At 61.4% G+C, this 25,584-nt stretch carries 31 protein-coding genes and 2 tRNA genes; 7 read left to right on the forward strand and 26 right to left on the reverse strand.

The features are described from left to right. Window positions 1-98: 98 nt before the first annotated feature. Window positions 99-380, forward strand: coding sequence for a hypothetical protein (locus Q8S30_RS10630; protein ID WP_305665993.1), 282 nt, complete (start codon window positions 99-101; stop codon window positions 378-380). Next, complete coding sequence (locus Q8S30_RS10635; RefSeq protein WP_305665994.1) at window positions 377-1,282, forward strand: nucleotide-binding protein; 906 nt, start codon at window positions 377-379, stop codon at window positions 1,280-1,282. Before Q8S30_RS10630 ends, Q8S30_RS10635 begins: the two co-directional genes overlap by 4 nt. Window positions 1,283-1,470: 188 nt before the next feature. Here the strand turns inward: Q8S30_RS10635 and Q8S30_RS10640 are convergent, their stop codons facing one another. From Q8S30_RS10640 to Q8S30_RS10670, 7 genes are all read right to left on the reverse strand, one after another. After that, window positions 1,471-2,346 (reverse strand): DUF4231 domain-containing protein, encoded by an 876-nt coding sequence (locus Q8S30_RS10640; RefSeq protein WP_305665995.1) that lies wholly within the window; start codon window positions 2,344-2,346, stop codon window positions 1,471-1,473. Further along, window positions 2,343-2,852, reverse strand: coding sequence for a TIR domain-containing protein (locus Q8S30_RS10645; protein WP_371135491.1), 510 nt, complete (start codon window positions 2,850-2,852; stop codon window positions 2,343-2,345). Before Q8S30_RS10645 ends, Q8S30_RS10640 begins: the two co-directional genes overlap by 4 nt. A gap of 353 nt (window positions 2,853-3,205) precedes the next feature. After that, the gene (locus Q8S30_RS10650) at window positions 3,206-3,673 is read right to left on the reverse strand and encodes a TIR domain-containing protein (protein ID WP_305665996.1); all 468 of its coding nucleotides are present in this window, start codon (window positions 3,671-3,673) and stop codon (window positions 3,206-3,208) included. 1 nt (window position 3,674) lies between these two features. Then, complete coding sequence (locus tag Q8S30_RS10655; protein WP_305665997.1) at window positions 3,675-4,265, reverse strand: 7-cyano-7-deazaguanine synthase; 591 nt, start codon at window positions 4,263-4,265, stop codon at window positions 3,675-3,677. Beyond that, complete coding sequence (locus Q8S30_RS10660) at window positions 4,262-4,927, reverse strand: hypothetical protein (protein WP_305665998.1); 666 nt, start codon at window positions 4,925-4,927, stop codon at window positions 4,262-4,264. The genes Q8S30_RS10655 and Q8S30_RS10660 overlap by 4 nt, the downstream gene beginning before the upstream one ends. A 26-nt stretch (window positions 4,928-4,953) precedes the next feature. Further along, the gene (locus Q8S30_RS10665) at window positions 4,954-6,357 is read right to left on the reverse strand and encodes a toll/interleukin-1 receptor domain-containing protein (RefSeq protein WP_305665999.1); all 1,404 of its coding nucleotides are present in this window, start codon (window positions 6,355-6,357) and stop codon (window positions 4,954-4,956) included. 72 nt (window positions 6,358-6,429) lie between these two features. Continuing rightward, complete coding sequence (locus Q8S30_RS10670; RefSeq protein WP_305666000.1) at window positions 6,430-7,566, reverse strand: carbohydrate kinase family protein; 1,137 nt, start codon at window positions 7,564-7,566, stop codon at window positions 6,430-6,432. A gap of 632 nt (window positions 7,567-8,198) precedes the next feature. On the opposite strand from Q8S30_RS10670, the gene Q8S30_RS10675 reads away from it, so the two are divergent. Beyond that, window positions 8,199-9,428, forward strand: coding sequence for a tetratricopeptide repeat-containing protein (locus Q8S30_RS10675; protein WP_305666001.1), 1,230 nt, complete (start codon window positions 8,199-8,201; stop codon window positions 9,426-9,428). Between the two features lie 112 nt (window positions 9,429-9,540). Here the strand turns inward: Q8S30_RS10675 and Q8S30_RS10680 are convergent, their stop codons facing one another. Together Q8S30_RS10680 and Q8S30_RS10685 are read right to left on the reverse strand one after the other, a co-directional pair. Continuing rightward, window positions 9,541-9,912 carry a hypothetical protein gene (locus tag Q8S30_RS10680; protein WP_305666002.1) on the reverse strand — a complete coding sequence of 124 codons (372 nt, stop codon included), beginning with the start codon at window positions 9,910-9,912 and terminating at the stop codon, window positions 9,541-9,543. Further along, complete coding sequence (locus Q8S30_RS10685; protein WP_305666003.1) at window positions 9,909-10,328, reverse strand: helix-turn-helix domain-containing protein; 420 nt, start codon at window positions 10,326-10,328, stop codon at window positions 9,909-9,911. The genes Q8S30_RS10680 and Q8S30_RS10685 overlap by 4 nt, the downstream gene beginning before the upstream one ends. Before the next feature lie 144 nt (window positions 10,329-10,472). Here Q8S30_RS10685 and Q8S30_RS10690 point away from each other — a divergent pair, with 144 nt between their 5' ends. The 3 genes from Q8S30_RS10690 to Q8S30_RS10700 are packed head-to-tail and all read left to right on the forward strand — an operon-like array spanning window position 10,473 to window position 12,075. Continuing rightward, window positions 10,473-10,697, forward strand: coding sequence for a hypothetical protein (locus Q8S30_RS10690; protein ID WP_305666004.1), 225 nt, complete (start codon window positions 10,473-10,475; stop codon window positions 10,695-10,697). 17 nt (window positions 10,698-10,714) lie between these two features. After that, window positions 10,715-10,951, forward strand: coding sequence for a hypothetical protein (locus Q8S30_RS10695; protein ID WP_305666005.1), 237 nt, complete (start codon window positions 10,715-10,717; stop codon window positions 10,949-10,951). Next, window positions 10,951-12,075: a tyrosine-type recombinase/integrase gene (locus tag Q8S30_RS10700; RefSeq protein WP_305666006.1), complete on the forward strand. Its 1,125-nt coding sequence runs from the start codon at window positions 10,951-10,953 to the stop codon at window positions 12,073-12,075. Before Q8S30_RS10695 ends, Q8S30_RS10700 begins: the two co-directional genes overlap by 1 nt. Window positions 12,076-12,094: 19 nt before the next feature. On the opposite strand, the gene Q8S30_RS10705 is transcribed toward Q8S30_RS10700, so the two are convergent. From Q8S30_RS10705 to Q8S30_RS10770, 14 genes are all read right to left on the reverse strand, one after another. Then, window positions 12,095-12,170: transfer RNA gene (locus tag Q8S30_RS10705), tRNA-Phe, on the reverse strand. 195 nt (window positions 12,171-12,365) lie between these two features. Then, a complete protein-coding gene (locus Q8S30_RS10710; RefSeq protein ID WP_305666007.1) occupies window positions 12,366-12,563 on the reverse strand; it encodes a DNA gyrase inhibitor YacG in 198 nt (65 codons plus the stop codon). After that, window positions 12,560-13,624 carry a ribonuclease E/G gene (locus Q8S30_RS10715; protein WP_305666008.1) on the reverse strand — a complete coding sequence of 355 codons (1,065 nt, stop codon included), beginning with the start codon at window positions 13,622-13,624 and terminating at the stop codon, window positions 12,560-12,562. Before Q8S30_RS10715 ends, Q8S30_RS10710 begins: the two co-directional genes overlap by 4 nt. Further along, entirely contained in the window at window positions 13,621-14,193 is a 573-nt protein-coding gene (locus Q8S30_RS10720) for a nucleoside triphosphate pyrophosphatase (protein WP_305666063.1), read from the reverse strand. The genes Q8S30_RS10715 and Q8S30_RS10720 overlap by 4 nt, the downstream gene beginning before the upstream one ends. 10 nt (window positions 14,194-14,203) lie before the next feature. Further along, a complete protein-coding gene (gene infA / locus Q8S30_RS10725; RefSeq protein ID WP_007205486.1) occupies window positions 14,204-14,422 on the reverse strand; it encodes a translation initiation factor IF-1 in 219 nt (72 codons plus the stop codon). A 76-nt stretch (window positions 14,423-14,498) separates the two neighbouring features. Beyond that, a complete protein-coding gene (locus tag Q8S30_RS10730; protein WP_305666009.1) occupies window positions 14,499-15,392 on the reverse strand; it encodes a carbon-nitrogen hydrolase family protein in 894 nt (297 codons plus the stop codon). A gap of 30 nt (window positions 15,393-15,422) precedes the next feature. Then, entirely contained in the window at window positions 15,423-16,019 is a 597-nt protein-coding gene (locus Q8S30_RS10735; RefSeq protein ID WP_305666010.1) for a GNAT family N-acetyltransferase, read from the reverse strand. A gap of 8 nt (window positions 16,020-16,027) precedes the next feature. Continuing rightward, window positions 16,028-16,438 carry a ketosteroid isomerase-related protein gene (locus tag Q8S30_RS10740; RefSeq protein WP_305666011.1) on the reverse strand — a complete coding sequence of 137 codons (411 nt, stop codon included), beginning with the start codon at window positions 16,436-16,438 and terminating at the stop codon, window positions 16,028-16,030. Continuing rightward, the gene (locus tag Q8S30_RS10745) at window positions 16,435-16,917 is read right to left on the reverse strand and encodes a low molecular weight phosphatase family protein (RefSeq protein ID WP_305666012.1); all 483 of its coding nucleotides are present in this window, start codon (window positions 16,915-16,917) and stop codon (window positions 16,435-16,437) included. Before Q8S30_RS10745 ends, Q8S30_RS10740 begins: the two co-directional genes overlap by 4 nt. Window position 16,918: 1 nt before the next feature. After that, complete coding sequence (locus tag Q8S30_RS10750) at window positions 16,919-17,398, reverse strand: UPF0262 family protein (protein WP_305666013.1); 480 nt, start codon at window positions 17,396-17,398, stop codon at window positions 16,919-16,921. Next, on the reverse strand, window positions 17,395-18,705 hold the full coding sequence (hisD, locus tag Q8S30_RS10755) for a histidinol dehydrogenase (RefSeq protein ID WP_305666014.1): 1,311 nt from the start codon (window positions 18,703-18,705) through the stop codon (window positions 17,395-17,397). The genes Q8S30_RS10750 and hisD overlap by 4 nt, the downstream gene beginning before the upstream one ends. 58 nt (window positions 18,706-18,763) lie before the next feature. Continuing rightward, on the reverse strand, window positions 18,764-19,240 hold the full coding sequence (locus tag Q8S30_RS10760) for a DUF2948 family protein (protein ID WP_305666015.1): 477 nt from the start codon (window positions 19,238-19,240) through the stop codon (window positions 18,764-18,766). A gap of 13 nt (window positions 19,241-19,253) precedes the next feature. After that, window positions 19,254-20,525 (reverse strand): UDP-N-acetylglucosamine 1-carboxyvinyltransferase, encoded by a 1,272-nt coding sequence (gene murA / locus Q8S30_RS10765; protein ID WP_305666016.1) that lies wholly within the window; start codon window positions 20,523-20,525, stop codon window positions 19,254-19,256. Window positions 20,526-20,668: 143 nt separating this feature from the next. Beyond that, window positions 20,669-20,848 carry a hypothetical protein gene (locus Q8S30_RS10770; RefSeq protein ID WP_371135497.1) on the reverse strand — a complete coding sequence of 60 codons (180 nt, stop codon included), beginning with the start codon at window positions 20,846-20,848 and terminating at the stop codon, window positions 20,669-20,671. Between the two features lie 139 nt (window positions 20,849-20,987). Between Q8S30_RS10770 and Q8S30_RS10775 the strand changes: the two genes are divergently transcribed. After that, window positions 20,988-21,062, forward strand: a tRNA-Thr gene (locus Q8S30_RS10775). 258 nt (window positions 21,063-21,320) lie between these two features. Here Q8S30_RS10775 and secD read toward each other — a convergent pair. The 3 genes from secD to Q8S30_RS10790 form a co-directional block, all read right to left on the reverse strand. Further along, a complete protein-coding gene (gene secD / locus Q8S30_RS10780) occupies window positions 21,321-23,948 on the reverse strand; it encodes a protein translocase subunit SecD (protein WP_305666018.1) in 2,628 nt (875 codons plus the stop codon). 168 nt (window positions 23,949-24,116) lie between these two features. Beyond that, window positions 24,117-24,485 (reverse strand): hypothetical protein, encoded by a 369-nt coding sequence (locus Q8S30_RS10785; RefSeq protein ID WP_305666019.1) that lies wholly within the window; start codon window positions 24,483-24,485, stop codon window positions 24,117-24,119. 185 nt (window positions 24,486-24,670) lie between these two features. Beyond that, complete coding sequence (locus Q8S30_RS10790) at window positions 24,671-25,534, reverse strand: universal stress protein (protein ID WP_305666020.1); 864 nt, start codon at window positions 25,532-25,534, stop codon at window positions 24,671-24,673. Between the last annotated feature and the right edge of the window lie 50 nt (window positions 25,535-25,584).

Here is a 25,584-nt window from a genome sequence, read left to right on the forward strand (position 1 = left end):
GGGGTGAGATCAGTGTCGCAACACTAACCATCCATCTTGCGTGGTGATGCCTCTACACCCATAGTTCATGCGATTCTACAAGCGACGGGGTTGGATAGATGTTTAAGATTGAAGGACTAGATGAGTTGCAACTAGACTTGCAAAGGGCACAGGACGCGCTGAGCGAGCTGGATGGCGAGTTTGGGATTGTTTCTTTCAATCCGGACGATCCATCAAGCATTGATCTTGCAGTAACGTCAATGGAAAATTTGATTGATAGAAAGGTCGCCGGTTTCGAGGATAACGACCTTGTTGCATCTCTTGTTGAGGAAATGAAAGAAGAATATCGGCGGATAATTCTAGAGAAAGCGGCCGAATTCAGAATTAAGGGCGATAAATGATTGCTTCCCAAGGCCTATTTAGGCAAATAAACAACACGTTGCTCGACTTGCAGCAGTCAGACCTCCAGTCGTATCCCGCGCAAGTCAAGAGACTTGGCAGGCTCCTTCAGAACGAGGAACTTCAACCATTTAACTCAGCCTTGACAGAAAAAGTCAATCTTGACGAATTCATTGCGTCTAGCGAGCGCACGCAAGGCGGAATGGTTGGTAGCGCCGAGCTTGTCTGGCCTGAGGATGATAAACAAATTCTTGGATTAAGGCTTCTGCTTATTGTTAAGTTCAGCGAGAATCCGGAGTATATGGCGGAATTTGGCTACACGTTCTTTTGGACCGGCAGCAAAAAGATAATGAGTGGTGTACACGCAGTAATCAGCCAGATAATAATTCCGTTCTTCCGCGACTTCAAGGACTATGTTGAAGGCGACGGAAGGCTAAACCCCACACTGATTCTACCAATGTCAAATAAGGTCTTTATTGTTCACGGGCATGATGGCGAAGCTCGCGAGGCTGTGGCCAGATTCTTGAGCAATCTTGGATTTGAACCAGTAATCTTGAACGAGCAAGCCAACCAGGGTCGAACAATTATCGAGAAAGTCGAGGCAAATGCCGATGTTGGATTTGCAGTGGTCCTGCTAACACCTGACGACTTTGGGCGCGCCAAGAGTGCTGATGATTTAGAGCCGAGAGCCCGTCAGAACGTCCTGCTTGAGCTCGGATACTTCATGGCGAAGCTAGGAAGGGACAAGGTCTGCGCCCTCCGCCGCGGTGAAGTCTCCATCCCGAGCGACTTTGCGGGTGTTGTCTGGGAGGAAATGGATGTGGCTGGTGGCTGGCGGCAGAAGCTGGGGCGCGAACTTCAAGCAGCAGGCCATCCTGTTGACTGGAACAAGTTGATGCGCTGACCTAGGCTAGCGGCAGAAAAATATCCGCCAAGTCGCCTCTAAAATAGCTACGAATGGGTCGCATTGAGAAATTCGACCCATTCTGGAAATTTGACACTATAAGGTACAACACTGCTGTATTTCGAAGCAAGTATTGACTGTGGTGCTGCGTATTGTCAGTTAGAAACCACTCGCGCCCGCAACATAGACTAGTTTGCATCCTTACGCGCGCCCCATTGGGTGTGCTCACGGGAAAAGGCAAGTTCAGCTTCGTTTACGAAGTCCGAGAACTCGGCTTCCGTCATAACGGTCTCGGCGTTGCCTTTGATGATGCCAATTTCGTGTGCAGCTAGATTGTAGCTGGCAGTCAATTCACTGTGGCGCTTCATCTGAATCCACCCCAACACAGATGTGACCAAAACGATCAAAGGATCAAAGAACCGCGATAGCCAGCCATAACCAAACTCGTCAGCATACAGTGACAGCGCCGCGGCTATATAGATAAGTATAGTGATCAGGACCCAAATGCGAAGCACCCGTCGATTCCACGCGGACTTCTTCGTATACCAGCGCCGCTGATCGTCGACACGTTGCTCAACATAGTATGCAATCCGCTCAGTCAATCCGAACGCGCGAACTTTAAGCATCGAAGCCGAGACCTGCTCCGACTCGGGCGTGATTAACTCTCGGGCGATGGCCTGATTTGACTGCAGAATACCCCGGAGCTGGTTTCGGAAAGCGGCTTTTGGCACCGCGATTAAATCCGCGTCGCCAAACGGGTGAGCCCTCATGCAAAATCGCCAAGTCAAGGTTTTAACGGACTCAGACAGTGCCCGGCAGCGATACCAATCCTGATCGAGTTTCACCACCACCTTGTAGACAAAAAGTCCAGCGAGTACCATTAGCAGCAGCGTAACTGCAAGCCTACTATGCTTAAACACATCCTTGTTGGCCAGCGAGAGGCTGACCAAAAACAGCAGGAAGTACTCGGTCCGGATTGTCCAGAGAAAACCGCTCTGAGCTCTAGCCGAGGCGCAATCCGCACTGGTGTAGAGCGCCGGATATTCAAGTTTCGACCCGCTCATGATATTTGCCTAATGCCAGAAACAATTGACTCGGTGTTCCAGTTGACGACGAGGTCCGCAGCATTGACCACAGCTTGCGGCATGACTTTCGCGGAACGTGGGCGGACGCCAAGAATCGGCTTACCAACGTTCTTAGCGAATTCCATCTCGAACTGAATCCAATCGCTATAGTTGGTCCACATGCCGCCAATTATGATCACGCACTGAACCGGACGAATCTGGTTTCGAAGTTGCTCGGCCAGCCCAGCAGAACTGAGTCCGGAAAATGCCTTACTCTCCGGAACGGAGTAGTTCGTCCACTCGAAGTAGGGGCGATTGTTCAGCAGACTGGTCATCGAATTATAGCGTTCACCGTAAGACCAAGAATGGCTAATAAAAAGGCGCTTCGGCATTTGTTGTCGACCTGATTGAGGTGTCAAAGCTAGCACATAGCACGTGACAACATAAAGGGGAACGGTGAACAGCTGCAGGATTCCAAGAACCTCTAGCTTGTGGGCTAGCCACATGATTCATTCGCTTCGAGCAGGGGAGGCGTTCAACATGCGCACTTCTTAAGGTGGCCAAATCACCCAGTTACCGGACGCTGGCCTGGGGATACGTTAAACACGGACGAATGGCCATTATCCTAGGTTGCTACGATAGCCACTCCGCAGCATCATCTGTCTTGTTTCCCCGCCGGACAGGGCCGGTGCTCTTCGGGCGCCAACCATTGAAGCGAGTCGGCCTGTTGCGTCGCTGTGTCCCGATTGGTGGCTTCGAGGAATGATCTGGGGCGTCTAGACCGCCTCAAGATTGCCGGTAGGCCGAAGCGAAGCAGCTGACTTCGGAACCAGGCGCTTACGCGCGGAGCGAAAATCGGCTATCTTAGTTCTCTCGAGAGATCCGACCAATTGACCAACTTGATCCCGTGCTTTTTTACCCAATCAGGAGCTGACATCGGCGCCTTTCCGCGAGGGTGCACGCCCACCACTTTCTTCCCCTGACGCAGACTTTCTTCGACCTCCCATTTCACCCATTTACTTTGCCGCGTGCTATCGGAGACGTAAACCACGCAAACGGAAGATCGAGCGATGCGTTCGCTGATCTTCTCCTTAATGTACGCCGCCCGGTCGCTATTGTAGGGGTCTCGAACTGAGTGGTCATTAAATTCAATGTCACTATTCTCATTCTTAGCATGGGCACGTAGAAGATTCACCTCAGTCATATCTTCGGTCGCAAAGCTTATGAAGACGTTTCGCTTGCCACCCTTCAGTGCCTCTTTTGCCCTTTCTTCGAGACCACGTATATCGCCGAGACGGCTCCAGCGACCACTATTCCCGCCGCCCATTCTATATTCTCCTCAAACTGAACTCGTTACAGGATATGCAGTTCCCGCAGGGTGCTTCTCCCCCGACATGGCAAGAATACGTCCCCTCCACCCCCTTGATCTCCGCGAGCGCAACGACTTCATCTTTGTGGAACGAAGCCAGCGGTGCAAGAACGCGGATCCTTCGTCCCATGATCCGCGAAATTATGTTCTCAGCCTCTGACAGGAAGCCTGAAGTTTGGTCAGGAAACAACGCTGTTTCTTCGTGGAGAAGGCCAATGGAGACAGCGTCTGCTCCAACCTTGTAGGCGTACGCGGCTGCAACGAGCAAGAACAACATGTTTCTACCCGGCGTAAACGCGTCCTCAATAACTCTCTGATTTGGGTCGGTCAAACCTGAGCGTATTAGTGCGCCAAATCCGGGAAGATCTGCGATCTGCAAATTATTAAGGCCAAGCTTGGCCATCGATCGCCTGCAAGCGGCAAGTTCCGCCTCAAGTGCTCTCTGTCCATAGTTGACAAAAAGAGGATAGATATGCAATCCCTCCTCTCTTGCAAGATGAGCGATCAAGGTCGAATCAAGGCCGCCGGATACGAGAGTTACAACACTCATTTTTGCGCCACCTCGCTGCTTTCGGATTTATACATTCTCATCACGATCCAGATCGCCCAATCCATAAGGCCTACGGCCATGCCCAAGTCGCGTGAATACAACTTCAAGGCTATTTCTCGAGCGGAGTAGCCTTCTAAGTTTGAAAGCCCACCCGCTCCACGGGGGGCTGAGATGCCAATTTCATTCATGTAATCTATTACATGCCGATCGATAATCGCGAGGTCGTAAGTCATACCTGTGTTCCGAAGGAACATGCTGGCCTGTTTGGGCCCCACTCCCGGCGCGTTTCTGACAAGCCAGCGGCGCGCATCTTCTGCACAAGAGAAACCGTCGAGCAGAGCTGTCAAACTATCTGCGGATGAGTGGACGGCTGCGTGGGTCGAAGCCAACTGTTGCGACTTCGATCTGGGAAATCGGTAGCGCTGAACTCGATGATCAACTTGAAGGGGTGACCCAAGGATAGTCTCCAGAGCGTGCACCGAAGCCCCCTTCTGAAGCAGGACCGCGTTGCGCTCTAATGCCTCTGCCGCAGCGACGGCTAATGGATACCGTACTTGACTACTTAGTATGCAGCAGGAAAGTTCTTTCCAGAGAGATTCTTCGTCTGCAAAATCAAGAGAAGAAGTAGCCCTGCGAAAAATTTCTGGATAGATCGACACCACGGCTTGTTCCAAGCGGGACGCATTTATCATCGAACGAATATCCCCGGCAGCGCAACTGAAATCTGGTTTGTGGCACCGTCTCCCATTATTTTCATAATGAACGCTTCCATGCGATTGGTGTGAGCGTAGTCGCGTAAATCTTTAGCGTACCGTCGGTAGTATTCGAGATTGTGGAACGCAACTTTTCCGGTGTACCCAATGTCTTTACTTTCAAGAGCCTTCAGGGCGACGGCCGATTCCGAAAGCTCTGTCTGGAATGTAAAGAAGTCAAAATGCTGGTAGTGATTAAGCCGATGCATCTGGTGATCGAACGCCATCCGACACCACTCCAGTCCGTCAAAGCTATCGGCACCAGCCGCGGCTAGGAGCGCGATGCTCCATGGGTTTCCCGTTCCAAGAACATGTAAGGGTTGATAGAATGGCAGATTGTCAAGAGATCGCCTAATCTTTCGTACTGTATCGGCTCGTTCAATCAGCCCGCGCCCCAATTCTCGTTCTGCAACAGCGATGAGCGGTGGCTGCAACTCGCTGGCCACCAGCTTCACCACCTCCGGTAACTGCCGCGAGTCGTATCCGGCAGGTTCCCTAAAGGTGTGCACGATCGGTAGCACCATCGAACCGGTCGCCTTGCTGTCGCGGTTGACCGCATCAACGACCTCGGTCACAGCATCTTTCAAACTCTGCGATGGCCGCATGACGTCGAAACAATATGCCCAATCGTGTGGTATTCCTTGTAGTGCTTCGTGAAATTTTTGAGGTGTCCAGTTCCTGCTGCGCCGCCGTGACGCTTCATAGTTCCCGGAATCGACAATCACGACCCCACCCGCCTCTCGGATTGCGTTTAATTCGGATGCTGCCGCCTTGGGCCTCCTCTTCGCCCAAAGGTCATACGCTGAAACTAAAACAGCCGGAGCTCCGAATACACGCAATACCTTGATTGCTTCCAGAGGCACTAATTGGGTTTCGTGCGAAGACACCGATAGAAAAACTGCAGGTAAGGAAAGCGATGTCCTCAACACCTCCATGGGGCGTGAAGGGGGGACGCGCCTAGGCACGACAGAGCTAATTTTTCTTATGATCTTCTGAAAGTCTGCATGCGCCTCGGTTTCGTCCCACTCAGCCAAGCTCACGCGGCTCAGGCCGCCATAGGGATAAGGAGGACTACTGGCATCTAGCATCACGGGGAGCAAGGTAACTCCGGCTTCCTTTGCTAAACGCATCTCATCGATGACTGTTTCTTTCTTTATAGCGTGTGCTGATAGCACCGCGACAACAAACTTGGTACAGGACATCTTCTCTTGAATTACGGTTGAGAAGTCTCCGACCAGCGTGTCGTCCCACCAGATAGTCCAGTGACTTGACAGAAACTCAACGATTATTCTCGTAGCTTCGCCGTCTTCGCTCGAGTGGATAACGTAGACGTCAGACATGGAACGCGTCTTTTCCCCAGGCACTACAAGATCCTCTTCGGCAATGGATTACAAGCACCCGTCTTCCATGTATCACAACACGGGACTTTGCATACATGCTTTATAAATGGAAGACGTGAAATCGTCAGTTATTTGCTCATGGTGGGTAAAGGCCGGCTTCAAGCGATGTTCTTCATCTAGGAAAATGATCCCTGGTAAAGTTGTGTCCAGCACGGTCAGACACTGGTCCGGAAATCCATCTACGATAACAAGGCTAACAGTGCCCACCCGTTTCCCAGCCGCAGCCAAAGTGCCGCTCCCTATAGAAGCCTCGAGTCCGAGGCTTCTGATGCAGTATAGTGCCTCCTGCCGAGTATATAGGCGACCTAGGGTGTCGGCGGAACCGTAGACCTCGATCAACGACGCCCTACATTCTTGAATGGGCTTTCTATCTCGTAGCCCCATCGAATTGATCGGGACTGTAGGATTCTCACAGTAGCTGGCCACTGCGCGAGACGCTAGGTCCGCAGCTTGATTTGCATCCTGCCTCTTTTCGGCCCAGAAGTAAGAAAACGCGGCCGAGAAGACGTCCCCGGTCCCAATTTTAAAAATCCGTTCGGATTGATAAGCTGGCACATAAAATGGAGTTTCTGAAGTCTGATAAACGTTGGCGCCAAATATGCCCCGCTTGACAACGATTACTTGTGCTTCATTTGCCTTCAAAAGCCGGCTTGCTCCCTCGTCTAGATCATCTGAGGCAGAGTAGGCCTTAAACTCATTTTCGTTCATTACGAGTGCCAGATTCTCAGCGGTCGAACCATTCTCATGAAATTTTTCGGGCCCGCGGGGCGACTGTGGATCGTAGACGACATGTGAACCATGAACGCACGCAGATCCCTCAAGATAGCTAAATCTGAGTATATTATCCGCCGATAGGAGCAGTGCGCGTTGTTTTCTTATTCTCTGGTGGGCAGGCTCGACAAGGGGGTCTGATAGCGGGTGAAAGTATGAAAACACTACATCATGATGGCGCGGAAGAATTTCTGTCGAAACTCTATAGGAAGCGAGGCGAGACGTTAGATTTTCGCCGTTGTTTTTTAGATACCCATGCAAAGTGACTTTTTCTGACATTTCGCTGATTGCAATTGCGGCGCGGAGCCCGGATCCCCAGAGTCCGCTCCAGCTTGGAGTTTCGCAAGTTTCCAGATATATGCCGCCGGCAACGTGCATGCCCGGCCCCTCCGTGGAGATACTTGCAACGTAGTCATGTAACTCTTATCCGTCAAATGGCTTGCGGTGCAAGTCTTCTCTCAACGTCTTGGTCGCGGCGCCGCCCGAGCAAATCTTCTTGCAGAGCGCAAGGTTTGGGCAGGTGCGAGGATCCGTCCCTCGGGCGGGATGACCGCCGATGAAGGACAACCCGATTCAACTTGGGGCAGGTCTTGGCCTAGGGGCTAGCGAAGCTGATCAGCTACGTGAGCCAATCAAGAAACTTAGCCATCTTCGTACTGAGGAATTTGGCAAGTTTCCTGAGGTGCCAGGCCGATTCTAATGTTCTGGTTGTTTCCACTTCTCGATATGACAGATCGTTCTGCCAGTCGTGCTGGCACTGCACGTTGATCCCAGCTCGGAAAGGGATCTTGGTTGGAGATTTGAGCATTTTGCTCTGAATTGTGTTCCGATCGACGGCCCCCTCGCTCAGGGTCCGCCACGGTGCCGATGGCCGAGCGTGGTGACGTTCTGGAGCGGGGCCTGCATTAAGTGCGGCGGGGCGAAGGGGCTCCCCGGTGCGGCGAATAGCATACTTGACAGTTCACCCATTCCCCCCGATTCTGTTCTGACTCTAACGGGATTATGTTCAGATGACTGTAGATGAGCGGCCGATCTGCTTTATTGTGATGGGGTTCGGGAAAAAGACCGACTATGAGCTCGGCATGACCTTTGACTTGGATGCAACTTATAGAGCGATAATTGAACCTGCGGTAAAGTCGGCCGGCCTGAGGCCGATTAGAGCAGATGAGATTCTTCACTCGGCGGTTATTGATTTTAAGATGTATGATATGCTGCTACGCGCCGATGTGGTAGTGGCTGACATTTCTACAGGCAACGCAAATGCGCTTTACGAACTCGGGGTTCGTCACGCATTGCGTCCAAACACCACGGTCGTAATGAAGGAGGATCGTGGCAGGCTTCACTTCGACCTTAATCACATAAATACTTTTCATTATCGCCACTTGGGTGAGGACATTGGTTTCACCGAGGCAAATCGCGCCCGGGAAGCCTTGTCGGCGCTCTTAGTTGCTGCCAGAGAATCTCAGGAACCTGATAGTCCCGTCTATACCTTTCTGCCACGCTTGCAACGCCCACGCTTAAGTGAGGAAGAATACCAGGAAATAATCGAGCAGGCCGAGGAGGCGCAGGAGAGAATGAGCGACTATCTCGAAAGAGGGGAAAGTGCGTTCGAGTCCAGCGAGATGGACGTGGCAGTCGCGGCCTATTCTGGCGCCAACAAATTGAAGCCGGGTGAGCCCTACATAGTTCAGCGATTGGCGTTGGCCACTTACAAATGCGAGATCCCATCAAAACTCGAGGCTTTGATGAAGGCTCGGGAACTCATTTCTGAGCTCGATCCAGACAACTCGAATGACCCAGAGACCTTAGGTTTGGCTGGAGCTATTCGAAAACGCCTCTGGATAGAGACAGGTGATTTGGTCCAGTTGAACTATGCCATTAAGTACTATGGCCGAGGCTTCGACGTACGGCGCGACTACTACAACGGTCAAAACTTGGCGGATTGCTATATTTCTCGTAGTTCGCTTCAGTCTGACGTTGCGGAAGTGCAGTACGACTCAATGAGCGCGACCAAAGTTTGGAGTGCCGTTATCCAAATTATTGAAGAACTAATGAAGGAGCCCGATTTCGATGAGCGTGCAGACCGTCAGTGGATTCTTGCGACCATGGCGCATTGCCTCAAAGCTGTTGGCAGAACTCGGGATGGTGATGAATACGAAAGGATGTATCGGGATGCCGGTGCTCCTGACTGGGAGGTCAAATCTTTCGATGATGGGCTGCGGCTTATTGAAGAGCTATAGTTGTTAAGGCCAAGGATGACTTTCTCGCATCGCTAACTATTCAGCTTACTTCCAAAAGCCAGTCAGTCTCGGGAACCGATTTGAGCGGGGCAGGGGCACGATGCGGGTCGCTCTATGAGTGACTTCTTCCGATTTTCTTTTGTTCGGGGTGCTGCGTGGCCATTCGTCTGGTTGTTTCCTTACCCCCGCACTGCACTCCCCGCATCCGCCGCCGAAAATACCCCTCCACCCCCACCGCCAGCGCAAACGCCGGCGCACCCAGAACCACTACCACCCCCGACAGCCCAGCCACGGCAACCACCGGCGCGCGCCCCTCCGCTCCAAACACCCACATCAGCCCCCAGCTCGCCAAATAGGCCAGCGAGCAGACCCCCATCGCCCGCATCACCGGTTGCGTATACCGCCCCACCTCCGCCTGCATCCGTTCCGTCGTCGCCATCTGATGGCGCTGCCACGCCTCGGTTTGCTTCAGCTCCATCGTCATTCCCTCAAAAGTTCGATCCAGGTGTGGACATCGTCCATCGCGATTTCCTTCCCTTCTAGGAAGGACCGGTACCAGCGGGCCGCGATCGCCCCGCGCTTCTCGCTCCGCAGCTTCGTGCCGCTCTCCGACAGGTGCTTGTCCAGCGCGATCTCGAAGGCCTCCAGCGCGGCCAGGTCGTGTTTCATCCGAACCGCCTCGACGCCGAGCAGGATCCAGTTCAGGTCCACGTCGTACTTGCGGTGTAGCTCCACCAGCGCCTCGACCGGGATCGACCGCTTGCCGAGCTCATAGCTCTGGTAGGCGCGCAGCGACATGCCAAGCGCCTCGGACATTTTGGCCTGCGACAGCCCCAGTTCGTTGCGCGCAATGGCGATGCGCGCGCCGAGGGCGCTCAGGTAGTCGTAGGGTCGAGACACTATTCTTGCCATCGAGTCACTTGTCATTGCGCACGTAAAGATGATAAGCGCACGTTTGAGCGTTATTCGTGCCAGTTCACTATCGGACCATGGCGGCGCGGGGCTTTCAACAGGATTCATGGACCGTCAGGGAAGGATCAGGCTTTGGCACAGGAAAAGCTACTGTCGCCCAAGGAACTCGGCGACATCGTCGGGCTCAGCACGGCGCAGGTTCGCGCGTTGATGAACGACGGGCGGCTCGAATTCGTCGAGATTTCATCGAAGACGAAGATGCTGACCATGAGCGGCTGGGACCGGTTCCAACGCCGCGCGACGCGGGTCAGGGCTCGGGAGAGTGAGAGGTCGGGTGTGGCTTCGGGTGCCAACTGACGAAGGGGAGAGATCCGATGGCCACGACCAATCTCAACATCAGTGTGATCGACAAGCGCATGCTGAAGCAGGCCGAGGCGGCCAGCTATACCGGCCTTCCGGTAAAGCACTTCAAGGCGGCCTGTCCGGTGCGGCCCGTGCAACTGGCGCAGGGCTCGCTGCTCTGGGACCGCCGCGATATCGATCAGTGGATCGACACGGTGAAGTCCGGCGAGGTGATGGAGACGCGGGACGACATCCTGGGCCGGCTGTGATGACCCAGGTGCGCGTCAAAGGGTTCAAGGTCTTCAAGGACCGTCACGGGCGGATGCGCTGCTACCACCGCATCACCGGCCACAAGGTCGATCTGCAGAAGGCACCGCTGGGGTCGGCCGAATTCTTCGCTGAGTGCGAAACCATCCGCACCATTGCCGAAGCGCAGAAGGCCAAGGCCCCGAAGGCCGGCACGCTCGGCGGGCTGATCCTGTCCTACTTCCAGACCGAGCACTTCCAGAACCTCGCCGAGGCGACTCGCCGCGACTACCGCAAATGCGCAGATTTTCTGGAGCCGATCCGGCACACTCCGGTCCATGTGCTCGACACGCCGCTGGTATCGGGCATCCATGACAAGGCCGCCGCGAAGATCGGCTGGCGGCGGGCCAACATGGTGCGCACGCTACTCAGCGAGGTGTTCCGCTACAACATCCCCAAGGGCCTGATCACCGCGAACTACGCCAAGGATGTGATCCCCAAGCGCCGCCCGCGCGACCGTGCCTATGCCAACCGGCCCTGGAGCATCGAGGAGCGCGACATGGTTCTGCCCCGGGCTAAGCCGCATGTGCGCGTCGCGCTGGCCTTGATGATGAACACCGGGCTCGATCCCTCCGACGCGTTGAAGCTGCGCAAGGATCAGATCGACGGCGACACCATCTGGGGCGTGCGCGGCAAGACAGGGGAGGAGGTGGCGATTCCGGTCAGCCGGGCCTTGCAGAGTGCGCTCGACAGCATCCCGGAGCATGAGGCCGAGACCATGCTGTGCAACTCCCGCGGCGAGCCCTGGACCTATAACGGGTTCTCGACCGTCTGGCACCGCTTCAAGGTGGATCTGGAGGAGGAGGGGCTGATCGAACCCGGCCTGACCCTCAAGGGGCTGCGCCACACGGTTGCGACCACCTTGCGGGAAGCGGGCCTTGATGAACGGCGCATCGCCGACCTGCTGGGGCAGAAAACCCTGTCGATGGCGCGGCATTATTCCCGCTCTGCAAACCTCGCTGCGAAGAACCGCGAGACGATGGCGACGCTCGAAACCGAGAATGCGCGGCGGGCGCAGATTGTCAAACCTTCCGCGAAAAGCGGCAAACCCAAGCCGAAACAGGCGACGGAGGCAGTGCAGAAATGAATGAATTCAGGAGCTTAAGTGGTGCCCGGAGACGGATTCGAACCGCCGACACGCGGATTTTCAATCCGCTGCTCTACCAACTGAGCTATCCGGGCGCTGGTATATCCCGGGGCGATCCTTGCGGATCGGCCGGGGCGTTACCGCCTTGGTGGCGCGGTATTAGGGGAAGGGGCGGGGGCTGTCCAGTGGGTTCTGCGCAAAATTCGGGGGCTTGGTGCGGTTTTGGCCTGCGGCCCCAAGGAGGCTTTAACCGGACCCACTGAGGTTTCCCTCCGCGACCCCGGGCGCGCTCAGTGGGGCTTGCGCCGGGGCGGCTCGTCCGCATCGTCTTCCGGCAGTTTCAGCGCCGCCTCGTCCTCCTCCAGCGCCTCGCCGGGGATGACGTAGCTGCCGGTCAGCCAGCGGCCGAGGTCGATATCGGCGCAGCGGCGCGAGCAGAAGGGGCGGTAGCCGGCATCGGTGGTCTTGCCGCAGATCGGGCAGCTCATGCGCGGGTCTCCTTCATCACCTCGGCCAGCACCTCGGTCAGCGGCTGGCGCGCGCGCTTGCGCTGCAGCTCGTAGAGGCCAAGCGGGGTCCAGCCGGCGAGGCTGGTTTCGGCCCCCTCGGCGCGGAAGGCGGCACGCAGTTGCTGTTCCAGCGTGGCGCGGTCCTTCTTCGGCATCGGCGCGAAATCCACAGCGATCTGGCCGCCAAACCCGCGCAGGCGCAGCTGGCGGGGCAGGTCGCGGGCGGCGGCGATATTGGCCTTGAGGCCGGCAGCGGGAGAGGTGTCGGTGCCGGTGTTGACGTCCACTGCCACCAGCGCACGGGTGGGTTCCACCGCCATCGACCCGCCGCCGGGCAGCGGCACCACCGGGTCCAGCAGCTCAAGCGCCATGTCTTCGACGCCGTGATCGGCAAAGGCGCGCTCGCCCTCGGCCACCTCATCCGGCGCGGGGTCGGCCCAATCGCGCCAGGCGGTTTCATGGGGGCCCGCGGCATCGACCAGCAGCTCGGGGCCGCCCGTCAGATCCTCGCTGACCGCCTCGGCCAGAGCGCGGGTGGCGGCGATGTCTTCGGCCAGTTCGGCCTCTTCCATGCCTTCCGCGGCAGAGCGGACGATCAGCCCGAACTCGCAGCCCGCCATCGCGGCGGCGGCAACCGCCTCCAGCCGCGTCCGCTCCTCCTCATCGCGCACCCGGCGCGAGAGGTTGAGGCCGGGTACACCGGGGGTGACGATGGCAAGGCGCGACTTGAACAGCAGCCGCAGGCTGACCGGCAGCGCCTTGCCGGGCTCGGCATGGCTCGAGACCTGCACCAGCAGGGTCTGGCCGGGGGCGAGGCCACCGGTTTCGCGAAGAAAGCCCTTCAAGCCATTGGGGAGCTTCACGAAAACCCCGCCCTGACCCTTCATCTGCCGGTCCACCACGGCCCGGAAGATCGCGCCGACGCCCGGGGGCGCGGCCTCGCCCGGCTCGATCAGCAGGTCTTCCAGCCGGCCATCGACCAACAGCGCCGCGGCCTCGCGGCCGCGGAGGCTGCCCAGAACGACAACCCGGCCCTTCATGCGCGCCCCCAGACCGGATAGCCGGCGGCGGCCAGCAGATGCGCGGTTTCGGTGACGGGCAGGCCCATCACCGCCGAATAGCTGCCCTGGATCCATGGGAAGAACGCGCCGGCGGGCCCTTGAATGCCATAAGCACCGGCCTTGCCCTGCCAGTCGCCGGTGGCGAGATAGCCGTTCAGTTCGGTATCGGATATCGGTTTCATCTTCACCACAGTCTCTACCAGTCGCTCCCAAACCTGCGCGCCGCGCCGCACCGCCACCGCGGTCAGCACCCGGTGGCGCCGGCCCGACATGGCGAGCAGGAACTCTGCCGCCTCGCCTGCGTCGCGTGGCTTGCCAAGGATGCGGCGGCCAAGCGCGACGGTCGTGTCGGCACATAGCACGATATCATCGGCGCCCGCCTGAACGGCCAGCACCTTCTCGCGGGCGATGCGCTCGCAATAGGGGCGGGGCAGCTCGCCCCGGCGCGGATCTTCGTCGATGTCAGGGGCTCGCACCGCGTCGGGCGTAAGCCCAAGTTGCGCCAGAATTTCCTTCCGGCGCGGGCTGGCCGATCCCAGGATCAGCAGCGGCCCGGTCTTACTTGAAGCGGTAATTGATCCGCCCCTTGGTCAGGTCGTAGGGGGTCATCTCGACCTGTACTTTGTCGCCTGCGAGAACGCGGATGCGGTTCTTGCGCATCTTGCCTGCCGTATGTGCGATGATCTCATGGCCGTTTTCCAGCTCGACCCTGAATGTCGCGTTCGGCAGGAGTTCCTTCACGACGCCGGGGAATTCGAGCAGTTCTTCCTTGGCCATGGTCACTCCGTCTTGAAACACCCGCCTGTTCGGCGGGCGCCGCTTAAATGCTCCTGTCGGGGCAACAATTCAAGGCTTATTGCGGTTCCCGGCCCGCGAATGTGACATGGGCGGCGGCGGCGGCCTGTTCCGGCCAATGGGCGAAGGGCATCACGCCGCCATCGGCGCGGCTGCGGCGGACGAGGTCGAGCGAGATGTCGGCATAGACCCAGCCGGGGGTGTTCAGCGCGCCTTCGGCGAGGATGCCGGTCTCGGGCCAGCCCCTGTCGGGCGGGCCGTAAATGCTTGCGCGGCCTATGTTTTCATCGACCGGGGGGCACCATGCGGCAGGGCCGACGGTGGGGGCGTGGACGACGACGCATTGGTTTTCCAGCGCCCGGGCCATGGAGCCCACGCGGACGCGGGTGAAGCCGGCGAGGGTGTCGGTGCAGGAGGGGGAGAGGAGGATTTCCACGCCCGCTTCGGCAAGGGCGCGCGCCAGCAGAGGAAATTCGCTGTCGTAGCAGATGGTTACGCCGATGCGGCCAAGCGCCGTGTCAAAAACCGTGAGGCTGGCCCCGGCCACCACATCCCAATCCTCACGCTCGAAGCGGGTCATCATCACCTTGTCCTGATGGCCGATCAGGCCATCCGGGCCGAAGAGGCTGGCGCGGTTGACGGGGCGCGAGGCAGCACTTGGGTAATATGGTTTCGATGCAGAAAGTATATGTATGTCATACATACGCGCGAGCCGGTCATGCAGCGCATCCGCCGCCGGCCCGTGCTGCGCGACCATACGGATGGCGGCCTCCAGATCCGCCGCGACCTCGGCCCCGCCAAGGCTCGCCAGCTCCATCGCGCCGTATTCGGGGAAGACCAGAAGCTCGGCGCCTTGCCCTGCAGCCTCGGCCACCCAACGGGTCAGCTTGTCCTCATAGCCCTGCCAGGTGTCGAACCAGTCCAGCGGGTAGGCGGCGGCGGCGATCTTCATGGCGGTGTCCTTTGCGGAAGGGCAGGGGAGTCAGAGATCCCGGATCCAGAATTGCAGGGGCTTGCGGCTGTCATAGGTGTCGCCGACATCCGTCCAGTCGAACTGCGCGACGACGCCGGACAGCGGGGCATAACCACGGCCGCGCCAGAAGCTGTCGAGGGTGCGATAGTCTGCTGGGCGGGCCGGATGATCTTCGGGCCGCAGCACCGAGCAGAAGGCGGATTTGGCGCGGCCGAGGGCGCGGGCATGGGTCTCGCGCGCGTCGAAGAAGGCATGACCGAGGCCGCGGCCACGATAGGCCGGCAGCAGCACCGATTCCGCGCAGTAGAAGATGTCCTCCAGCGCCAGCCCGGTGCCCGAGAAGGCGGCGGAGAACTCGCCCGCGTGATCCTCCATCGGAGCGCCGGTAGAAGCGCCGATCAGGGCATTGCCATCGAACGCGCCCACCAGAACGGAATTGGCCGAGGTCTGGTAATTCCGCAGGTAGCGCCGTTCGTATTCCAGCGTGCCTTCATAGAGATAGGGCCAGTCGCGGAACACCGCCATGCGCAGCCCGGCGACATCGTCCAGCGCGGCATCCAGCGCCGCGCCCGTCAGCACTCTGACTTGCACGTCGCTGGTTTGCACATCCCCGCTCATCCCGCCGAGACCTGCTTCACCCAGTCCGACAGGTTGTAATAGGTGGTCACGCGGGTGATGAGCCCACCCCGCAACGCAAAGAAGGTGCCGGCGGGCAGGATGTAGCGCTGGCCCTTGGCCTCTGGCAGGCCCGGGTCGGTCTGCAGATATTCGCCGTTCACGGTGAACTCGGCGGCGGCGCGGGTGCCGTCCTGGCCAGAGAAAATCACGATATCGGTCAGCGTCTCGCGGTAGCTGACGCCCATATGGCCGCAGAACTCCGCAAACAGCTCCTTGCCGCGGCGGATGCCGCCTTCGTTGACATGGTGCTCCACATCATCGGCCAGCAGCGCCAGCATCCCTTGCGCATCGCCGGCATTGAAGGCGCGGTAATAGGCGGCGATCACGGCGCCTGCATCGATGGTCATGTCCCTGTCTCCCTTGTGGTCGGCTGTTCGGCAGCGGGGCCGAAGCGGCCCAGAATGCGCTCGTGGATCTGGTCGCGGGTCTGGCGATAGGCGGCCAGCTTGCCCTCGCGGCCCTCGGCAAGGCCGGTCGGGTCGAGGATCGGCCAGTATTCGACATCGAGGTGGAAGAAGCGCGTCAGGTCCAGCGCCCGGCGCTGGCTGGCCGGGGAAAGGGCCACCACCAGATCGAAGCCCGACAGGTCATCGCCCCAGTCCTGCATCTGGTCGAAGCTGCGGGTGCGGTGGCGTTCCAGCTCTACCCCGATCTCGTGGCAGACGGCGACGGCGAAGCCATCCACCTCCAGATCGCTTTTGACGCCAACCGACTGCACATAGACCTTGTCGCCGAACAGCTTCTTCATCAGCCCTTCGGCCATCGGCGAGCGCACGGCATTGTGGTCGCAGCAGAACAGCACAGAGGTGGGCAGCGGTCTGGCCAAATCAGCTCCCGGTATTGAGGACGCAGATCAGGGTAAACAGGCGCCGGGCGGTGTCGATGTCCAGCTCTGCCTTGCCCTCCAGCCGTTCTTGCAAGATCCGCGCGCCCTCGTTGTGGATGCCGCGGCGGGCCATGTCGATGGCCTCGATCTGGCTGGGGGGCAGGCGCTTGACCGCCTCGAAATAGCTGGCGCAGATCTGGAAGTAGTCCTTCACCGCCTGCCGGAAGGGGCCCATCGAGAGGTGGAATTCGGCGGCCTTGGCACCCGCCTCGGTGGTGGTGTCGAAGACCAGCCGGCCTTCACGCATGGCAAGGGCCAGCACGAAGGGGCCTTCAGGGGCCGGGATGCCGGGGCGACCGGGCAGGATGAAGCTGTTGTCTTCCAGCAGATCGAAGATCGCCACCCGGCGTTCCTGCTCGATCTCCGGCGTCGGCGCCGGCAGGCCCGAATCGTCGATCTCTATGCGGCAGATGCGGGTCATTGCGCGCCCCCATTCAGCCGGTCCAGCCGCGCGCGGACCGACAGGCCATGCGCCTGAAGGCTTTCCGAGGTGGCGAGGCGTTCGGCGGCGGGGCCGATGGCGGCCAGCGCGCCGGGGGTCATCTTGGCAAGGGTGGTGCGCTTGACGAAATCCATGACCGACAACCCGCTGGAGAACCGCGCCGAGCGTGCGGTGGGCAGCACATGGTTCGGCCCGCCCACGTAATCACCGATCGCTTCGGGCGTCCAGTTCCCCAAGAAGATGGCGCCGGCATGGGTGATGCGGGTGGCCAGCGCGTCGGGATCGGCCACGCAAAGCTCGAGGTGTTCGGGGGCGATGCGGTTGGAAAGCTGGGCGGCTTCCTCAAGGTCCTGGGTGATGATGATCGCGCCGTTGTTCAGCCAGCTGGCCCCGGCGATGGCGCGGCGTTCCAGCGTTTCAAGGCGGCTGTCCACGGCGGCGGCGACGGCGCGGCCGAAGGCGGCGTCATCGGTGATGAGGATCGACTGGGCGCTTTCGTCATGCTCGGCCTGGCTGAGAAGGTCGAGGGCGATCCAGTCGGGGTCATTGTCGGCATCGGCGATGACGAGGATTTCCGAGGGGCCGGCGATCATGTCGATGCCGACGCGGCCGAAGACCCGGCGCTTGGCGGCGGCGACATAGGCATTGCCGGGGCCGGTGATCTTGTCGACGGGCGCGATGGTTTCGGTGCCATAGGCGAGGGCGGCAATCGCCTGCGCGCCGCCGACGCGGTAGATGGTGTCCACCCCGGCGATGCGGGCGGCGAGCAGCACCAGCGGGTTCACCACGCCGCCGGGGGTGGGGCAGCAGATCACCAGCCGCTCGACGCCTGCCACGCGGGCGGGGACAGCGTTCATCAGCACCGAGGACGGGTAGGATGCGAGGCCGCCGGGGACATAGAGGCCCGCCGCCGAAACGGGCGTCCAGCGCCAGCCGAGGGTGGCGCCATGCTCGTCCTGCCAGCTGGCATCCTCGGGCAGCTGGCGGGCGTGGTAGGCGCGGATACGCTCGGCCGCCAGTTCCAGCGCGGCGCGGTCCTCGGGGGAGACCTTGGCGCATTCCGCCTCGATCTCGGCTGTCGTGAAGGCGAGGGTCGCAGGGGTCAGGTCGAGCCGGTCGAACCTGGAAGTCAGCTCGATCAGCGCTGCATCGCCGCGGGCGCGGACATCGGCGATGATGGCGGCCACCGCGTCATCGACATCGGGCGCATCCTCGCGCTTGAGGCCGAGGAGCGCGGCGAAGGCGGGCTCAAAACCGTCATCGGCGGTGGTCAGGAACTGGGGCATCGGGCACTCCTGCGGCTGTCGGCCTATCGCTTACAGGGGCGGGGGGCGAGCCTCAAGCCTAGTCAGGGTGGCCGGGAGCCTTGCGCGAGGGGGCGATGTAGGGGCGCGTCACATCGCGCAGGCTGAGGTCGAGGCATTCGACCTCGGCCGCGATGGCGCCGTCGCCGGCCAGCACCAGCACCAGCCGGCCGGTGCCGTCTTCCGCGGGCTGCCAGTCCAGCGACAGGATCGACAGTACGGTATCGGCATCGCCGCGGGTGATCCCCTGCGAGACGACGCGCTGCACATCACCGATGACCAGCAAGGAGCGCACCCGTTCATAGGGCCGCCCCTCGCGCTCTGCCGCCTCGCGGTCTTCCCAGCGGAAGCGGTTGACCAGCAGCGCCAGCTTGCGCGCGGTGCGGTCCCAGCGGATTTCCGAGGCGGGCAGCACCGCGTCCTGCAGCAGGGCCGAGATCACCGGCAGATCCTCGGGCGATTGCGCCAGCAGGGTCAGCGCGGTCTCGCCGCCGTCTTCAAAGCGTGCATCGGTCATGTCGCTGCTTCCCTCAATCGCCCTGCACCCGTTCGATGGTGGCGCCGCAGGCCCGCAGTTTCTCCTCCACCCGCTCATAGCCGCGGTCGAGGTGATAGACGCGGCTGACCACGGTTTCGCCCTGCGCCGCCAGCGCGGCCAGGATCAGGCTGACGCTGGCGCGTAGGTCGGTCGCCATCACCGGCGCGCCCTTGAGCCGGTCCACCCCGGTGACGGTGGCAGTACCGCCATGCACCTCGATCCGCGCGCCCATCCGCATCAGCTCGGGCGCGTGCATGAAGCGGTTCTCGAAGATCCTCTCCTCCAGCACGCTGGTTCCTTCGGCCGTACACAGCAGCGCCATCATCTGCGCCTGAAGGTCAGTCGGGAAACCGGGGAAAGGTTCCGTCACCACATCCACCGCGTTCACCCGGCCATTGCGGCGGGTGACCTTGAGCCCGTCGGGCGTTTCCTCGACCGCGATGCCAGCCGCATCCAGCCGCTCGGCGAAGGCGCCGATCAGCTCCATCCGCCCGCCAAGGCATTCGACCGACCCGCCAGTGATCGCCGGGGCCAGCATGTAGGTGCCAAGCTCGATCCGGTCCACGACCACCGGATGCGTGGCGCCGCCCAGCCGGTCGACGCCCTGAATGGTGATGGTGTGGGTGCCTTCGCCTTCGATCTGCGCGCCCATGCGGCGCAGGCAGCGGGCGAGATCGACAATCTCCGGCTCGCGTGCGGCGTTGTTGAGCACCGTGGTGCCGCGGGCGAGGGTGGCGGCCAGCAGCGCGTTTTCCGTGGCGCCGACCGAGACGAAGGGGAAGTCGATGACCGCGCCGCGCAGCCCGCCCATTGGCGCCCGCGCATGGATATAGCCTTCACGCAGCTCCAGCTCCGCCCCCATCGCCTCCAGCGCCTTCAGGTGCAGATCCACGGGCCGGGCGCCGATGGCGCAGCCGCCGGGGAGCGAGACCACAGCCTGACCGTGCCGCGCCAGCATGGGCCCGAGCACGAGGATCGAGGCGCGCATCTTGCGCACGATGTCATAATCGGCATGGAGGTTCGACAGGTCATGGCTCGACAGCGCCAGCACCTGTCCGCCCTGCAGGCTGGCCGCCTCTGCCCCCAGCGATTGCAGCAGCGCGGTCATGGTGCGGATATCCGACAGCCGCGGCGCATTGGTCAGCGTCAGCGGCTCATCCGTCAGGATCGTCGCCGGCATCAGCGTCAGGCAGGCATTCTTGGCCCCGGCAATCGGGATTCGCCCGTTGAGTTCCGTGCCGCCCACCACCCGTATCGAATCCATCTGCCTGCCTCGCGTTGCGTCTTGTTGATTGTGCGGGGGAGGGCGCTGCCGCCCGTGCCCCGGTCCTGTCTGGTCCGCGCTGTGCGGCGGGTCCTGGCCTTGCCCGGGCTTCCCCGTATCGTGCCGGGGGGGTGCCCGCGCTCCTATCCTTCGCCTGCGCCGCTGTCGACATCGCTTTGCGGGCTGCCTTCGGGCGCGACGCCCTCGTCGGCCGAGGCACGCGCCTTCGCCTGCCCCTTGCGCCGTCCGAGGTTGGCCTTCAGCGCCGCCTTCAGCCGGGCTGCACGCTCGTCTGCCGCCGTTCCGCCCGGCTTTTTGCTCACTTTGCGTTCCATCCCCGCCTCTGTAACGCGGATGGCGAAAAGGGTCCAGATTGCGCTTGCGCTGCCCGGGCTTTGCGTCTAAATCCGCGCCCACACCGGCCGAAACGCAGATGCGCAAGCAGACGTGATTGGCCACGGCGCTGTGGTAGCTCAGTGGTAGAGCACACCCTTGGTAAGGGTGAGGTCGAGAGTTCAATCCTCTCTCACAGCACCATCCTAACCCCTTGATTGCAAAGAAGACCCTAGTCAGGGGTGGTGCCATTATCTGCGCCAGAACGGGGGTCATTCGCCGACTTTCTGCAGCCAACGTGACAGATCAATCTCCGGGGCGACGTGCTCCTGCTGTGCGGTCAACGGGGGCGCGGGCTACCCCCACAGGTGTGCCGGGAGCCCTCGTCGCGCCCCACCGCCATGAAGACGCTCTTCATGGCGGTGGGCGCCCGAAACCATCTTCCGGTTCGGGCCGCAGACATCACGCGTCGATCTTGGCAAATTCGTGCTCCACCCCACGCCTTGGCTTGTCGCTGCGATTGAGCCCGAGGAACAGCACGATGTTCTTGGCCACATAGAGCGTGGACCAGGTGCCGATGATCACGCCGAACAGCATGGCGAAGACAAAGCCGCGGATCACGTCGCCGCCGAAGACCAGCAGCACCACGAGGGCGATCAGCGTGGTCATCGCTGTCATCAGCGTGCGGCTCAGCGTCTCGTTGGCCGACAGGTTCATCAGGTCGCGCAGTGGCGTCGTCTTGAACTTGGCAAGGTTCTCGCGCAGCCGGTCGAAGATCACCACCGTGTCGTTGACAGAATAGCCAAGGATGGTCAGCAGCGCCGCCACGATGGTCAGGTCGAACTTCAGCCCGAACAGCGCGAAGATGCCGACGGTGACGATGACGTCATGGACCAGCGCCGCGACGGTGCCGACTGCGAACTGCCATTCGAAGCGCATCCAGACATAGACGAGGATGCCCGCCGCCGCCGCCCCGACCGAGGCGAGCGCCAGCCAGATCAACTCGGCCGAGACCTTCGGTCCGACTGATTCAACTGCCGTGAAACCCACCGCCGGATCGACGGCCTTCAGCGCCGCCTCCACGCTCGCCACCACCTCGGGGGCCAGCGCTTCGGTGCCCTGCTGCGCCTCGATGCGGATGGTCGCCACATGCTGGTCGGCGCGGAAGGACGGGTCGAACACCTCGGTGATCGAGACATCGCCGAGGCCCATGTCCGACAGCGCCGCCCGGTAGCCGCCGATATCGAGGGATTGCGTCGTCTCGGCCCGGATCGTCGTGCCGCCCTTGAAGTCGATCCCGAAGTTGAGCCCGAGGGTCGCCACCAGCAGCAGCGAGGCGATGACCGCCACAACCGACGCCCCGAAGGTCAGCCACTGGGCGCGGAAGAAGTCGATGGTCGTCTTCTCTGGCGCCAGCCGGATCCATCCCTTCACCGCGAGGGTCTTGGGGCGTTTCCAGCGCAGCCATGTCTCGATGATCAGCCGCGTCACATAGACGGCGGTGAACATCGAGGTCAGGATGCCAAGCCCCAGCGTTACCGCAAAGCCGCGCACCGCGCCGGAGCCGACCGCGAACATGATCACCGCGGTCAGCAGGCCAGTGATGTTGCTGTCCATGATCGCCGACAGGGCCTTGTCGAACCCGATCTGGACGGCGCGGCCGGGGGTGCGGCCCTGCCGCAACTCCTCGCGGATCCGCTCGAAGATCAGCACGTTGGCATCGACCGCCATGCCCATCGTCAGCACGATCCCGGCAATGCCGGGCAGCGTCAGCGTCGCCCCCAGCACCGACAGGAAGGCCAGCAGCAGCCCCATGTTCAGCGCCAGCGCGAGGTTTGCCATCAGGCCAAAGCCGCCATAGCAGGCGATCATGAAGGTCACGACGGCGACCATACCGATCACCGCGGCCCGCTGGCCCGCCTCAATGCTGTCCTGCCCCAGCTCGGGGCCGATGGTGCGCTCTTCGAGGAAGGTCATCTTGGCAGGCAGGGCACCGGCGCGCAGCAGCACGGCCAGTTCGGTGCTTTCCTCGACCGTGAAGCTGCCGGTGATGATCCCCGATCCGCCCGGAATGTGGCTCTGGATCACCGGGGCCGAGAGCACCTCACCGTCGAGCACGATGGCAAAGGGGCTGCCGATATTCTCGCCGGTGAAGTCGCCGAAGGCCCGCGCGCCCGCCGGATCGAACCGGAAGTTTACTGCGGGGCGGCCGTTCTGGTCAAAGGCTGGCTGCGCATCGACAAGGTTCTCGCCGCGTACCACGGGCGTGCGGTTCAGCTCGTAGAACAGCCCCGGCTGGTCGGCTGCCGGCAGGATCATCTCCCCCGCGCCCGCCGTTTGGCCTTCGGCCGCCTGCCCCAGCACCGCGTTGAAGGTCAGTTCCGCCGTCGTCCCGATCAGCGATTTCAGTTCCGCCGCCGACCCGATGCCCGGCACCTGGATCAAGATGCGATCCGTGCCTTGCCGCATGATGGTCGGCTCGCGCGTGCCGACCTCATCCACCCGCCGCCGGACGATCTCCAGCGACTGCTGGATCGTGCGCTGGTCCAGCGCCTGCCGCTCTGCCTCGGACAGCGTCACCACCAGCGTGGTCCCGTCGCCTCGCAGCTCGATGTCGGTCTGGCCGGCGCCGGTCAGCGACACCACCGGCGTCGCCAAGGCCCGGGCGGCGGCCAGCGCTGCCTGCATCCCGTCCGGGTTGCCGATCCGCACCCGCAGCTCGCCGGGGGCACTGTCCTGCCGCTGCACGGTGCCGACCTGACCCCGCAGCCCGCGCAGTGCATCGCGCAGCTCGGGCCACAGCGCCTCCATCCGCGCCGCATGGACGTCCTCCACATGCACCTCTGCCAGCAGATGCGCGCCGCCGCGCAGATCGAGGCCCAGGTTGACGAGGCTGGAGGGCATCCAGGCGGGCCAGCCGTCGAGATCCGCCTGCGCTCCCGGCGGCAGGGTGCCGGTTTCGGCGATGACCGCCGCGGCATCGTTGTGGCGTTCCACCTGCGGGTAGAAGGCATTGGGAAGGGCAAAGAGGATGCCCCAGAGACAGACTCCCCAGATGAGGAGGCGCTTCCACAGAAGAGTATTTGTCATGACCTGTCCTGAACCCGGAGGCCCGCCGCAAGGGCGCAAGACACACCGGAGACGTTGAAACCGAAGGGCCGCCACAGCTTGCGAACCGCCCTCAAGGACGGTCCGGCAGAATGGCTGTGGTGGGGATGGATCGCGGCGCGGGCTGCGCGCACGGTTCGAAACTCGGGGTCAGGTCAGCGGGGGTGCCCGGGGCTCGGGGCGGTGCCGGGGCTGCAGGCAGCGCGACGCAATCGGCGGGCAGGCCGGTTCATTCGCCGCGGTGCCGACCGGGAAACCCGGCGCCTCGGCGATCAGAGCAAGAAGATCGGGGTCCGGCCCGCTTCGGACCTCCGAAGGGCGATGCGCCTTGCTGGCGGCGACGGGCGTCGCGACGTGGTCGTGGCCTCGGGCTTCGGCCAAGCTGGCCGCCCCGGACTGAACCGGAATGCCTGCCGGACGTTGCCCCGATGCCGCCCAGACCATGAACAGCGACAGCACCACCGTCCAGGCGAACGCAGCCTGACGTAGCTTCCCGGGAGGCGTGGCGCGCGTGGTCATAGCGCGCTTCTCTCATGTATCATCGGGCGTGACAATATGGGCGAATCCGCCGCTGAGGGACATGATCCAAGTCCGCCGATCAGCCAGTGTAAAGCCATCCGACAGGGCTGGGACGCCCGGTCAGGCAGCAGCGCAAACACGGCACTGGATGGTTCGGCGCCGTTATTCTGGGAGCCTCTGGCCGATCATGCGCCGAGGATCGGCGGGATCGCCAGAACATCCACCGAGGACGCCGTCAGCACATGTTCGGTGACGCTGCCGATCAGCAGCTTGGTCAGGCCGGTCCGGCCGTGGGTTGAGAGAACGATCAGGTCGGCCGCCTCTGCCTCCGCCACCTTCAGGATCTCATGCTGCGCCGCCGTCGTCTTGTGGCGGACGATCTGCCGGACATCGCCAAGGCCCGAGGCCGACACGAACCCTGCAAGCGCAAGCGCCGCCTGCCGGGTCTCATCCGCGAGGTAAACCTCCTGCCCGTCCTTCGGCATTGCATGGCTGAAGGCCAGCCGCAGCGCCGGCGCATCGAACACATGCAGCAGCGTGCTCCGCGCCGCTCCCACGATCTCCAGCGCCGCAAGCCGCCGCAGTGCGTCGCGGGAGGCGTCCGACAGGTCGGTCGTCTGCAACACATGCCGATAGGGGCCCGCAGGCGCCGCATTCACCATCAGCACCGGGCAATGCACCAGCCGGATCGTCCGCTCTGCCGTGGTGCCGATGAAGACGTCCCGCAGGATCTGCCGCCGATGCGGACCGATCACCAGAAGGTCCGGGGCCAGATCCGCCGCCGCCGCCGCCACACCTGCAAAGGGCGAGGCCAGGATCACCCGGGTCTCGCACTCCACCCCATCGACATCGCGCAGAGTTGCGGCCATCTGGCGCAGCAGCCTGCCCGCCTCCTCCTGCTCGGCCTCGACGATCCGCCGCGGCTGGTCGTCATCGACGACATGAATCAGCGCAAGGCTGGCGCCGAACTGCCGTGCCAGCAGGGTTGCGCGCCGCAGCGCCCGGTCAGAGCGTTCCGAGAAGTCGGTGGCCAGCAAGATCTTCTTCATCGCATTCCCTTCCGTCCGCGCCATCCCCCGGCAGGGGCCGGGCAAAACCC

Origin of the sequence: Frigidibacter sp. (assembly GCF_030695035.1) — a bacterium.
In the GTDB taxonomy this organism is placed as follows: domain Bacteria; phylum Pseudomonadota; class Alphaproteobacteria; order Rhodobacterales; family Rhodobacteraceae; genus Frigidibacter.

Bases quoted from the DNA above. Each gene is read 5' to 3' on its own strand.
- Q8S30_RS10740 (WP_305666011.1), bottom strand. From the start codon at position 16,438: ATGACCATCGATGCAGGCGCCGTGATCGCCGCCTATTACCGCGCCTTC.
- Q8S30_RS10650 (WP_305665996.1), bottom strand. From the start codon at position 3,673: ATGGGCGGCGGGAATAGTGGTCGCTGGAGCCGTCTCGGCGATATACGT.
- Q8S30_RS10675 (WP_305666001.1), top strand. From the start codon at position 8,199: ATGACTGTAGATGAGCGGCCGATCTGCTTTATTGTGATGGGGTTCGGG.
- Q8S30_RS10645 (WP_371135491.1), bottom strand. From the start codon at position 2,852: ATGTGGCTAGCCCACAAGCTAGAGGTTCTTGGAATCCTGCAGCTGTTC.
- Q8S30_RS10790 (WP_305666020.1), bottom strand. From the start codon at position 25,534: ATGAAGAAGATCTTGCTGGCCACCGACTTCTCGGAACGCTCTGACCGG.
- Q8S30_RS10700 (WP_305666006.1), top strand. From the start codon at position 10,951: ATGACCCAGGTGCGCGTCAAAGGGTTCAAGGTCTTCAAGGACCGTCAC.
- Q8S30_RS10760 (WP_305666015.1), bottom strand. From the start codon at position 19,240: ATGACCGATGCACGCTTTGAAGACGGCGGCGAGACCGCGCTGACCCTG.
- hisD (WP_305666014.1), bottom strand. From the start codon at position 18,705: ATGCCCCAGTTCCTGACCACCGCCGATGACGGTTTTGAGCCCGCCTTC.
- Q8S30_RS10640 (WP_305665995.1), bottom strand. From the start codon at position 2,346: ATGAGCGGGTCGAAACTTGAATATCCGGCGCTCTACACCAGTGCGGAT.
- Q8S30_RS10635 (WP_305665994.1), top strand. From the start codon at position 377: ATGATTGCTTCCCAAGGCCTATTTAGGCAAATAAACAACACGTTGCTC.
- Q8S30_RS10715 (WP_305666008.1), bottom strand. From the start codon at position 13,624: ATGAAGGGCCGGGTTGTCGTTCTGGGCAGCCTCCGCGGCCGCGAGGCC.
- Q8S30_RS10730 (WP_305666009.1), bottom strand. From the start codon at position 15,392: ATGAAGATCGCCGCCGCCGCCTACCCGCTGGACTGGTTCGACACCTGG.
- secD (WP_305666018.1), bottom strand. From the start codon at position 23,948: ATGACAAATACTCTTCTGTGGAAGCGCCTCCTCATCTGGGGAGTCTGT.
- Q8S30_RS10695 (WP_305666005.1), top strand. From the start codon at position 10,715: ATGGCCACGACCAATCTCAACATCAGTGTGATCGACAAGCGCATGCTG.
- Q8S30_RS10670 (WP_305666000.1), bottom strand. From the start codon at position 7,566: ATGCACGTTGCCGGCGGCATATATCTGGAAACTTGCGAAACTCCAAGC.
- infA (WP_007205486.1), bottom strand. From the start codon at position 14,422: ATGGCCAAGGAAGAACTGCTCGAATTCCCCGGCGTCGTGAAGGAACTC.
- Q8S30_RS10680 (WP_305666002.1), bottom strand. From the start codon at position 9,912: ATGACGATGGAGCTGAAGCAAACCGAGGCGTGGCAGCGCCATCAGATG.
- Q8S30_RS10710 (WP_305666007.1), bottom strand. From the start codon at position 12,563: ATGAGCTGCCCGATCTGCGGCAAGACCACCGATGCCGGCTACCGCCCC.
- Q8S30_RS10665 (WP_305665999.1), bottom strand. From the start codon at position 6,357: ATGTCTGACGTCTACGTTATCCACTCGAGCGAAGACGGCGAAGCTACG.
- Q8S30_RS10750 (WP_305666013.1), bottom strand. From the start codon at position 17,398: ATGACCCGCATCTGCCGCATAGAGATCGACGATTCGGGCCTGCCGGCG.
- Q8S30_RS10630 (WP_305665993.1), top strand. From the start codon at position 99: ATGTTTAAGATTGAAGGACTAGATGAGTTGCAACTAGACTTGCAAAGG.
- Q8S30_RS10785 (WP_305666019.1), bottom strand. From the start codon at position 24,485: ATGACCACGCGCGCCACGCCTCCCGGGAAGCTACGTCAGGCTGCGTTC.
- murA (WP_305666016.1), bottom strand. From the start codon at position 20,525: ATGGATTCGATACGGGTGGTGGGCGGCACGGAACTCAACGGGCGAATC.
- Q8S30_RS10655 (WP_305665997.1), bottom strand. From the start codon at position 4,265: ATGAGTGTTGTAACTCTCGTATCCGGCGGCCTTGATTCGACCTTGATC.